This window comes from Pseudomonas sp. S31, assembly GCF_016648105.1.
GTDB lineage: Bacteria > Pseudomonadota > Gammaproteobacteria > Pseudomonadales > Pseudomonadaceae > Aquipseudomonas.
Map to the genome: position 1 here is coordinate 18,554 of NZ_JACVVE010000059.1, position 9,745 is coordinate 28,298.

The window sequence follows — 9,745 nt, forward strand, 5'->3', positions numbered from 1 at the left end:
AATTTTACAACGCTCCTGATAAGCGATGTCAAGTTGCCATTGCCAAGAGATGATCGATGGCATGCGACAAATCGCCACAGTCGTGCGCGCGCGTTCACCCGCCGATCAGACGCTCGGAGGTCGTCTCGGTCGTCAGACTCTTCTTCGGAGAACATAAAAGGATATTGAGCAGGAATGGCCCCAGGCACACCCCGGCAACTTTGCCTAAGCTGCGCACACAGGCTCATTGTAACGAGGATGGACACCATGTTTTACGTGCAACGCGACGAGCGGGGGTTGTTGCAGCGGGTCGAGAAAGCCCCTTACGAAGGCTTCACCGAAATCCTCCCGCTCGACCATGCCGAGGTCCAGGCCTGGTTCGCCGCCAACGCCGTCGAAAGCAGCCTGCAACAGCTCAAGCAAAGCGACCTGGACATGATCCGCGTGCTCGAGGACTTGATCGAGGTACTGACCACCAAGGGCGTGATCAGCATCACCGACCTGCCACCGGGAGCCCAGACCAAGCTGCTCAGCCGGTCTACGGCGCGCAAGGCGCTGGGAGGGTTGAACAACCTGATCGCCGATGAGGAGGAAGATCGGTTGATCTGAGCCTCGGGCTGCCTGCACTGGCCCCCATCAGCGCCAGGGGGCAGGCTCGCCCACCAAGCGCCCCTGCACACCCTGCACCCCCATCTCCCGCAGCACCTGCAACTCGCCTTCGGTCTCCACTCGCTCGGCAATCAGCGGCAGGTCGATACTGTGTGCGGCGCGCTGGATGGCTTCGATGAACAGGCGCTTGTGCTGCTCGTGATCGATACTGCGCACGTGGCTGCCATCGATCTTCAGGTAGGCCAGCCCCAGGTGCGCCAGGTTGCCGATCATGCTGAAGCGCCCTCCGAAGCGCTGCAGCGCCAGGCTGAAGCCCAAGCCGCGCAAATGCCGGGTGAGCTGTTCGAGCGCGGCCTGCTCCGGCAGCTGTTCTTCACCGATCTCCAGGGTCAGCCGCGGCCCGAGCGCGGGATGCTGGCCCAGCAGGTCGAACACCTGTTGCAGCGCCTTGGCATCCGCGACGGTCGCTGCCGAAAGGTTGAGGGCCAGCGCCTCGTCGTGGCCGCGCAGGTGCGCGAGCACTTTTTCCAGTACCAGCAGGTCCAGCCGCGGCATCCAGCCGAAGCGCTCCAACCAGGGCAGGAAGCGCCCGGCGGCCAGCGCTTCGCCACGCTCGTCATGGAGCCTGGAGATCACCTTGTAATGCAGCACCCGCGTCGGCTCGTTGCTGTCCACCACCGGTTGGAAGAACAACTCGAAACGGCCTTCGGTCAGTGCCTGGTCGAGCCGCTGGTGCCAGGCGTGGCGGCTGTCGACCACCTCGGCCACGGCACCCTGTTCCAGGCAGACCCAGGTCGGCCGGCCCTGGCTTTCGGCGCGCGACACGGCCTCGTCGGCCAGTTGCAGCAGCGCTTGCGGCGAGTCGCCGGGCACGTAGGGCGCCAGGCCGATACAGGCGACCGGGTCGATGTCGCTGGCGCCGGTCTGGTGCAGGCTGTGCAAGCCGGCTTCCAGGGCCTGGGCCAAGTGCACGGCCTCCTCCTGCACCAGGCCAGGCGCCAGCACCGCGAACTCGCCGCCACGGCTGCGGGTGATCAGGTCGCGGGTCGGCGGGAAGTTGGCGCAGGCCTGGCGCAGCTGGTCCGCCACCGCTTGCAACAGCTGGTCGGCACGCTGGCCGCCCAGGCGGGCGTTGATGCCGGCCAGATCTCGCACGCGCAACACCAGCAGATAACCGGGCCGCACCTCTTCCAGGGGGCTCAGCCGGGCATTGAGCTGCATCTCGAAATAGCGCCGGTTGGCCAGCCCGGTGAGGCTGTCCTGGTACGACTCGGCACGCAGTTTTTCACTGCGCTCGGCCTGCTCGCTGAACAGCTGCTTGAGCTTCTCGACCATCTGGTTCATCGCCTGCACCACCCGGCGCAGCTCGGGTGTGCGCGGGAGTTTCGACTGGCTGAGGAACTCGCGGCGGGCGATCGCGTGGGACTGCTCGACCATGTAGTCCAGCGGCCGCAGTTGCCTGCGCAGCAGCAGCGCGCCAAGCACCGCACTGACCACCCCGCACAGCACCAGCCAGCCCAGACTGCCCAGGGCGCTCTGCCAGAGCTTGCCGAGGGCGAACATCGGGTGACTGACCACTTCGACCCGCGCGGCCTGCTGCCAGCCGCGGCTGACGATGGCGTCCCCAGCCGCCGGTGCCAGGCCGATCAGGCGAATGAACCAAGCCGGCACCCCACCGCTGTCCGCCTCGGCATGGCGCTCCACCAGTACCGCGTTGGAGGCCACGTCGATGACCTTGATGCTGGAGTAGTAGCCGCTGTCGAAGATCGAACTGACCATCAGCTCGACCATCGCCGGGTCATCGATGTTGGGTGTGAGCGACAGCGCCAGGGCAGTCGCCGCATCCTGGGCATGGGACCGCAGCTGGTTGACGTACTGGCTGCGCGAGCTTTCCAGGCTGACCATGAAGCTGCCACTGAACGCGACCACCAGGAACAGACAAATAGCCAGCAGCAATTGCTTGAACAGTGACATCGGCGCTCCTTCAGTACACGGGTTCGCCGTCGAACCCTTCGGCCTGCATTTTTTTCAGCAGATCCTGCCAACGCGACAATCGTTTGGTGTCGCCCACCTTCTTGTTGCCGCCAGCATTGCTCAGCCACATCCCTTCGCCATTGAAGGCATACACCGGCAGCAGGTCGTTACGCTGGCTGGCGGGCTTGATCGCGTCGATCAGGCTGTCGAGCACCAGTGGCTCGGCCTGGGGGCTGGCGTAGTAGGTCAGCACCATGTGCGCGCGGTTCTGGGTCAGCGCCTTGACGTAGGTGATGCGCAGCTTGTCGCTGGGGATACCCATGCGCCGCAGGCTGAAATACTTGGCGATAGCATAGTCTTCGCAATCGCCGGCGCCCTTGATCAACGACTGGATCGGCGTGGCCCAGTAGTCCACCTCGTGCCACAGGTCGATGTCTTCCACATAGCGCAGTTGCTGGTTGAAGAACTGGTTGACCACCTGCAGGCGCTGCATCTCGCTGCCTTGGTCCTGGGTGGCGAGCAGGCGCTGCCAGGCATCGATGCGCTGCTTGCCTTGGCCCAGCGGGCCATACAGGGCCTGGGCACGCTGGCTGATCTGGGCGAAGTCCCAATCGGCGTGAAGGCCGAGCACGACCATCCCGCCCAGCATCATGGCCAGGATCAGGCGTAGCATCGTAGGTTTCAGGGCCCGGATCGCCGCCACTGCCGACACCTGTGCAAGCCGCTGCGAAACGCTGATGGTGCACCCAGGCATGGCAAAACGCCAACAGCGCCGAAAGGGGCTGCCACCGATGGTCGGCTCGACGAAACTTACCATGGCTGGCACGGTAATGCGGCTTCCTTTGCACATAGACTTGATACACGATAGCCGCGTTTTCGCATGGCTTGGCCCCGCTTCGGATGGCGACGGTTTGACAGGCCCACGGGTCTGTTACTAGGTTGATTGGATCCAATTACTGTTTTCGTCGAGGCGCATCCCCGCGTGGTGGCAAAAATCAAACTGAGCAGTGTGTTCGGCAGCGAACAGGTACCCGCGCACCAGGCCCGCGGGGTGATCGAAGAGCGCCTGCGTGGCGCCATCCTCGATGGTCGACTGCCGCCCGGTACCGCCGTGCGCCAGCAGGAACTGGCCACCCTGTTCGGCGTCAGCCGCATGCCCGTGCGCGAAGCGTTGCGGCAACTCGAAGCCCAGGGATTGCTGCAGGTCGAGATGCACAAAGGCGCAGTGGTCGCGCCCTTGATCGGCGAGGACGCGGTCGACACCTACGCGCTGCGGATACTGCTCGAATCCGAGGCACTGCGCCAGTCGATACCACGGCTCGAAGCCGATGACATCGAGGCGGCTCGCGACTACATCCGGCAACTGGAAAACCAGACCGCCCATGCCGAGATCGGCCGCCTCAACCGCTTGTTCCACATGGCCCTGTACAGTAAGGCGAGCAACCACAAGCTGCTGCGCCTGATCGAACACGAGCTGAACGAAGAGGAGCGCTTCCTGCGCTTCCATCTTTCGGCCATGGGCCTGGGCACGCTCACCCAGGACGATCACCTGGCGCTGCTGGAAGCCGCCAGCCAGCGGCAGGTGGAAACGGCAGTGCAGGTTCTGGAGGCGCACCTGAACAAGGGGGCGCAGGCCATCCGCGCCTACCTTGACCGCCAGGCCGGCACATCAGCGTAGTGACTGCGCCGGTAAATTCCAGTTGCAAATCCACCGGCTACCGGCAAACAATGAGAGTCATTATCATTAATAATACTGCCCGCCATGCCTTCCAACGACTCGGTGCACACGCTCTACAGCAATCATCACGGCTGGCTGCACAGCTGGCTGCGTAGCAAGCTGGGCAATGCTGCCGATGCGGCGGACCTGGCACAGGACACCTTCGTGCGCCTGTTGCAGCGGCGCGAATCGTTGGAGCTCAGTGCCCCGCGTGCCTTCCTGCGGACCGTGGCGCGCGGCCTGGTGATCGACCACTGGCGACGCGAAGAGCTGCACCGGGCCTATCTCGAGGCACTGGCGCACCTCCCTGAGGCCCAGGCGCCCTCCGCCGAAACCCGCGAACTGCTGCTGGAACTGCTCGAACGCATCGCGCGCATGCTCGATGGCCTCAAGCCCAAGGTGCGCCGGGCCTTCCTCCTGGCCCAGTGCGAGGGCTTGAGCCACAAGCAGATTGCCGAACACATGGGGATTTCCCTGCGCTCGGTGGAGCGCCATGTGGCCGATGCGCTGTACCACTGCTACCTGCTGCGCTACGAAGACGAGTGCTGAGCCGATGAGTAGCGCGGCACCGTCGGCCAAAGCGGTGAAACAGGCGATTCACTGGATGCTGCGCTTGCGCGAGAGTGGCAACAACCCCGGTCTTGCGCAGCAATGCGAGCAATGGCGCGACGCCCAGCACGAGCATGAGCAAGCCTGGCAACGGGTGATACGCCTGCACCAGGACCTCGACCTGCGTGCCGTACCCGGTGCCAGCGTGGCCTTGCAGACCTTGGAAACCAGCCAGCAGCGCTTGCACCGGCGTCAGGCGCTGAAGCTGCTGGGCGGCATCGCGCTGGTCGGCACGGCCGGCTGGCTGGCCCGTGACCTGGAGCCGGTCGCAGCCTGGACTTCCGACTATGCCACTGGCACCGGCGAGCGCCGCAGCTTCACCCTGCCCGATGGCTCGCTGCTGCAACTGAACACACGCAGTGCAGTGGACCTGGCATTCGACCAGGAGCAGCGTCTGGTGCGGCTGAAACAAGGTGAGCTGATGCTCACTTGCAGCACCCTGGCCAACCCAGGCCGACCGCTGCTGGTGCAAACCCGCGAGGCCCTGCTGGAGGGCTTCGAGGGCCGTTTCAACGTGCGCCAGGACAGCGACTGCACCCGCGTCAACGTCAGCCACGGGCGAGTTGCACTGCATCGACCTGGCGGCGAGTTGCAATGGCTGTCCAGCGCCCAGGACTGGCGTATCGATGCCCAGGGCGCGCAGCGCCTGGAGCAGGTCGACATGGACGCCACGGCCTGGAGCGAAGGGTTGATCGTGACCCGCGACATGCGCCTGGGCGATTTCCTTACCCAGGTCAGCCGCTATCGCCATGGGTATCTGACCTGCGCCGACGACATCGCCAGCCTGCGGCTGTCGGGGGTGTTTCGCCTGGAAGATCCCGAGGCCCTGCTGCAACTGCTGCCGCAGACATTGCCGGTACGGCTGCGGCAACGTACACGCTGGTGGGTCCGGGTGGAGGGGCTGGCCTGAGGTCAGCAACTTTTTTGGCGGGTTTCGCCGGTGTGTCCGGCTAGGACAGTAAGCGACGCCTTCTGCCCTCAATCACCACGGACCCTTTCATGCCCATTGCACCGCGCACAGCCCAGCCCTCGGTCGAGAATGATTTTCGACCTGTCCTCAATTCAACCCGCCTGGGCAAGTCGATACGTGCCGCCCTGTTCGGCACCGCGCTGGGCCTGGCGGGCGGCCCTTCGCTGCTGCTGGCTGCCGAGCCGGTGCAGGCCAACCAGACCTATACCCTCGCTCCGGGCCAACTGAACGAGGTGCTCAATCAATTCGCCCGTCAGGCCGGCATCACCTTGTCGAGCACGCCGCAGCTCACCGGCGAGCTGCAGTCCAGAGGCCTGCAGGGGCAATACTCGCCCGAACAGGGGCTGCATACCCTGCTGCAAGGCACCGGCCTGGAAGCTGTCAGCCAGGACGGCCGCAGCTACGTGATCCAGGCCCAGGCGGACAGCGCCGCGCTGTCGCTGCCCAGCACCGATGTGCGGGGGTTCAGCCTCGGCAACGCGTTGGGCAGCATGGAGGGCTACAACGCCACCCACAGCCAGGTAGCGACCAAGACCAGCACGCCGCTGGTTGAAACCTCGCAGTCAGTCTCGGTGGTCACCCGCCAGCAGATGGATGACCAGGGCTCGCAGACTGTGGCGCAGGCCATGCGCTACACCCCCGGCGTGCTGACCAACCCGTATGGGGCCACCCATCGCTACGACTACGTGGCCATGCGCGGCTTCAACGATGGCTCGGTGGACAACATCTACCTCGACGGCCTGAAGTCCATGGGCGACAACGGCACCTACAGCACCATGCAGGTGGACCCGTATTTCCTCGAGCGCATCGACGTGCTCAAGGGGCCCTCCTCGGTGCTCTACGGGCGCAGCTCGCCAGGCGGGCTGGTGGCGCTGACCAGCAAGAAGCCGCTGTTCACCCCGTATCACCAGGTGCAGGCCACCGTCGGCACCCAGGGCCAGCGCGGCATGGGCTTCGACTTCAGCGGCCCGGTGGATGACGACAAGCGCATCGCCTACCGCCTGACCGGTTTGGCCGATGCCTCCGACACTCAGTTCGACCATACCAAGGAAGAGCGCTACGCCATTGCACCGGCCATCAGCATCGACTTCACCGAAGACACCTCGCTGACCCTGCAGGCGTACCTGCAACACGACCCCAACGGCGGCTACCACGGCGGCAACCCCGCCGATGGCATGCTGCACCAGCGCAATGGCCTGCGCCTGTCGGACCACTTCTTCGAGGGCGAACCGGGGATCGACAATTATGAGCGTACCCAGCAGTCGTTCAGCTACCAGTTCGAGCACCGCTTCAATGACGTGTTCACCGCGCGGCAGAACTTCCGCTACCAGGACTCCGATGTGTCCATGGACCAGGTCTACTCAGCTGGCTGGGCGGATGCCGACAGCAATATCCTGAACCGCGCCTACACCGGCGGCGATGAGCGCCTGCATTCCTACATCATCGATAACATGCTGCAGGCCGAGTTCTTCACCGGCGCGGCCAAGCACACCCTGCTGCTCGGTGCCGACTACCAGCGGCGCAAGGCCGACGTGGCGTGGCGCTACGGCACGGTCGACCCGCTGGATGCGGGTAATCCGCACTACGGTCAGGGCAACCTCCAGGTACTGGGCGAAAACCGCTACCAGCGGCGCCTGCAACAGACCGGGGTTTACCTGCAGGATCTGGTCGAGCTGGACCAGTGGCGCTTCTCCCTGGGCCTGCGCCAGGACTGGGTGAAGGTCTCCGAGGAGAATCGCGACAGCAATACCAAGGTCAACGACGACCGCTCGAACTTCACCACCCGCGCCGGTGTGCTCTACCTGTTCGAGAATGGCCTGGCGCCCTACGTCAGCTACTCCGAGTCGTTCAACCCCAACACCGTATCCGACCAGACCGGCCGCCCTCTGGCACCGACCGAGGGCACCCAGTGGGAGGCGGGCATCAAGTACCAGCCGCCGGGCACCGACAACCTGTTCACCGCCTCGGTGTTCCGCATCGAGCAGGAAAACCTTGCCTCCAAGCAGCCGGATGAAAACTTCTACCGCCCTGTAGGGGAGGTGCGCTCCCAGGGCCTGGAGCTCGAGGCGCATGTGCAAGTGACCGACAACCTGAAACTGCTGGGTGGTTACACCTTCACCGACATCGAGTACTCCAAGTCGATGCCCAGCCTGGTATCGCCAGGCCTGGACAACAAGGGTAACTCGCCAACCCAGGCACCCAAACAGATGTTCTCGCTGTGGGCCGACTACAACTTCCGCCAGGGCCCGCTCGATGGCTTGCGCCTGGGCGGCGGGATGCGCTACGTGGGCTACAGCTGGGTGGATGCGGAAAACAGCATGAAGGTGCCCTCCTACACCCTGTTCGATGCCTCGGTGGGCTATGACCTGGGCAAGGTCGGGCTCAAGGGCGTGGATGTGCGCCTGAACGCCAACAACCTCACCAATGAAACCTACATCGCCTCCTGCGCGAGCCTGAACTACTGCTACATGGGCGAAGAGCGCAATGTCAGCGCTACGGTCAGCTATCAGTTCTAACGCAGCTGCCGAGCATCACCAAGCCAGCGCCTGATATCAGGTGCTGGCTTTTTCGTTTCTGGCGTTTCCTGGAGTTTTGCGAGATGCGTCGACTGTATGTATGGCTGCACCGTTACCTGGGGCTGCTGACCGCAGGCTTCCTGGCCCTGGCCGGGCTCACTGGCAGCCTGCTGGCCTTTCACCACGAACTGGACGAGTGGCTCAACCCGCAGTTCTACGAGGCGCCTGCCATTGGTGAGATCCAACAGCCGGGCGTGCTTGTGGATAAGCTGCAGGCAGAGCACCCTCGGCTGCAGGTGTGGTACATGGAATATCCACAGGAAGCGGGGCATGCCGCGTTGCTGGCGATGGTGCCGCGCAATGACCCGCTGACCGGCACGCCCTACGCCGAGAAGAACACGGTCTTCTACCTCGACCCCGTCAGCGGAACCACCCTGGGGCAGCGTTACTGGGGCGACTGTTGTTTTTCTCGCGAGAACTTCATGCCGTTCATCCTCGAACTGCATTACAGCCTGACACTACCCGGCAACTGGGGGCTGCTGTTGATGGGTGGGGTTGCGATCCTCTGGGTGGTCGACTGCTTCATCGCGCTGGTGCTCACCCTCCCCCGTGGGCGCCCGTTCTGGCGCAAGTGGTCGACAGCATGGAAGATCAAGGGCGGGCACAGCTACCGGCTGAACATGGATATCCACAGGGCTGGGGGATTGTGGCTGTGGTTGCTGCTGCTACCGATCGCTGTCAGCAGCGTGGCGATGAACCTGCCGGCGCAGGTATTCAAGCCAGTGGTATCGCTGCTCTCACCCGTTGCACCCAGCGTCTACGAGGCCCGCGGCGCGATGCCGAGCGACCAGCTAGGGGTAACCCAGCTGAGCTACCAGCAAGCGTACCTGCGGGCCCAGGAAGAAGGCGCAAGGCTTGGGCTGACGGCACCGATCGGCGAGCTCTACTACAGCTTCGAATACAACTTCTATGGCGCTGGCTTCGGTCAGCATGACACCGAAGCCCATGGCAAATCCTGGTTGTTCTTCCATGGCACCGATGGCCATCTGCTCGGCGCGGAGATTGCCGGGCAAGGTACCTGGGGGGAACGGTTCTACCGGCTGCAATTGCCCATCCATGGCGGGCGGATCATCGGCATGACCGGGCAGATCCTCATTGCGCTGCTGGGTGTGATGATCGCCGTGCTGTCGTTCACCGGAGTGTATATCTGGTGGCGCAAGCTACAGGCGCGGCGCCTGGGCAGAGCGCGCAAGGTTGCCAGCCTTCGATAGCCGGAAAAGACAAAGCCCCTGTCTGCATCGCAGACAGGGGCTTTGGGATTGAATCTTGACGATGACCTACTCTCACATGGGGAAACCCCACACTACCATC

At 64.0% G+C, this 9,745-nt stretch carries 8 protein-coding genes; 6 read left to right on the forward strand and 2 right to left on the reverse strand.

Annotated elements, in window-relative coordinates; all coding sequences use genetic code 11:
* Positions 1-246 precede the first annotated feature (246 nt).
* Positions 247-588, forward strand: coding sequence for a tryptophan synthase subunit beta (locus IAE37_RS26890; RefSeq protein ID WP_201178485.1), 342 nt, complete (start codon positions 247-249; stop codon positions 586-588).
* A 27-nt stretch (positions 589-615) separates the two neighbouring features.
* Here the strand turns inward: IAE37_RS26890 and lapD are convergent, their stop codons facing one another.
* Together lapD and lapG are read right to left on the reverse strand one after the other, a co-directional pair.
* The gene (lapD, locus tag IAE37_RS26895) at positions 616-2,562 is read right to left on the reverse strand and encodes a cyclic di-GMP receptor LapD (protein WP_201178486.1); all 1,947 of its coding nucleotides are present in this window, start codon (positions 2,560-2,562) and stop codon (positions 616-618) included.
* Between the two features lie 10 nt (positions 2,563-2,572).
* Positions 2,573-3,235: a cysteine protease LapG gene (gene lapG, locus IAE37_RS26900; protein WP_236410189.1), complete on the reverse strand. Its 663-nt coding sequence runs from the start codon at positions 3,233-3,235 to the stop codon at positions 2,573-2,575.
* A 309-nt stretch (positions 3,236-3,544) separates the two neighbouring features.
* Between lapG and IAE37_RS26905 the strand changes: the two genes are divergently transcribed.
* The 5 genes from IAE37_RS26905 (at position 3,545) to IAE37_RS26925 (ending at position 9,645) form a co-directional block, all read left to right on the forward strand.
* Positions 3,545-4,240, forward strand: a complete 696-nt coding sequence (locus IAE37_RS26905; protein ID WP_201178487.1) for a GntR family transcriptional regulator — start codon at positions 3,545-3,547, stop codon at positions 4,238-4,240.
* An 84-nt stretch (positions 4,241-4,324) separates the two neighbouring features.
* Entirely contained in the window at positions 4,325-4,828 is a 504-nt protein-coding gene (locus IAE37_RS26910; protein WP_201178488.1) for a sigma-70 family RNA polymerase sigma factor, read from the forward strand.
* A gap of 4 nt (positions 4,829-4,832) precedes the next feature.
* Positions 4,833-5,798 (forward strand): FecR family protein, encoded by a 966-nt coding sequence (locus IAE37_RS26915; protein ID WP_201178489.1) that lies wholly within the window; start codon positions 4,833-4,835, stop codon positions 5,796-5,798.
* 161 nt (positions 5,799-5,959) lie between these two features.
* Positions 5,960-8,374 (forward strand): TonB-dependent siderophore receptor, encoded by a 2,415-nt coding sequence (locus tag IAE37_RS26920; protein ID WP_201178493.1) that lies wholly within the window; start codon positions 5,960-5,962, stop codon positions 8,372-8,374.
* Between the two features lie 83 nt (positions 8,375-8,457).
* On the forward strand, positions 8,458-9,645 hold the full coding sequence (locus tag IAE37_RS26925) for a PepSY-associated TM helix domain-containing protein (RefSeq protein WP_201178490.1): 1,188 nt from the start codon (positions 8,458-8,460) through the stop codon (positions 9,643-9,645).
* Positions 9,646-9,745 lie beyond the last annotated feature (100 nt).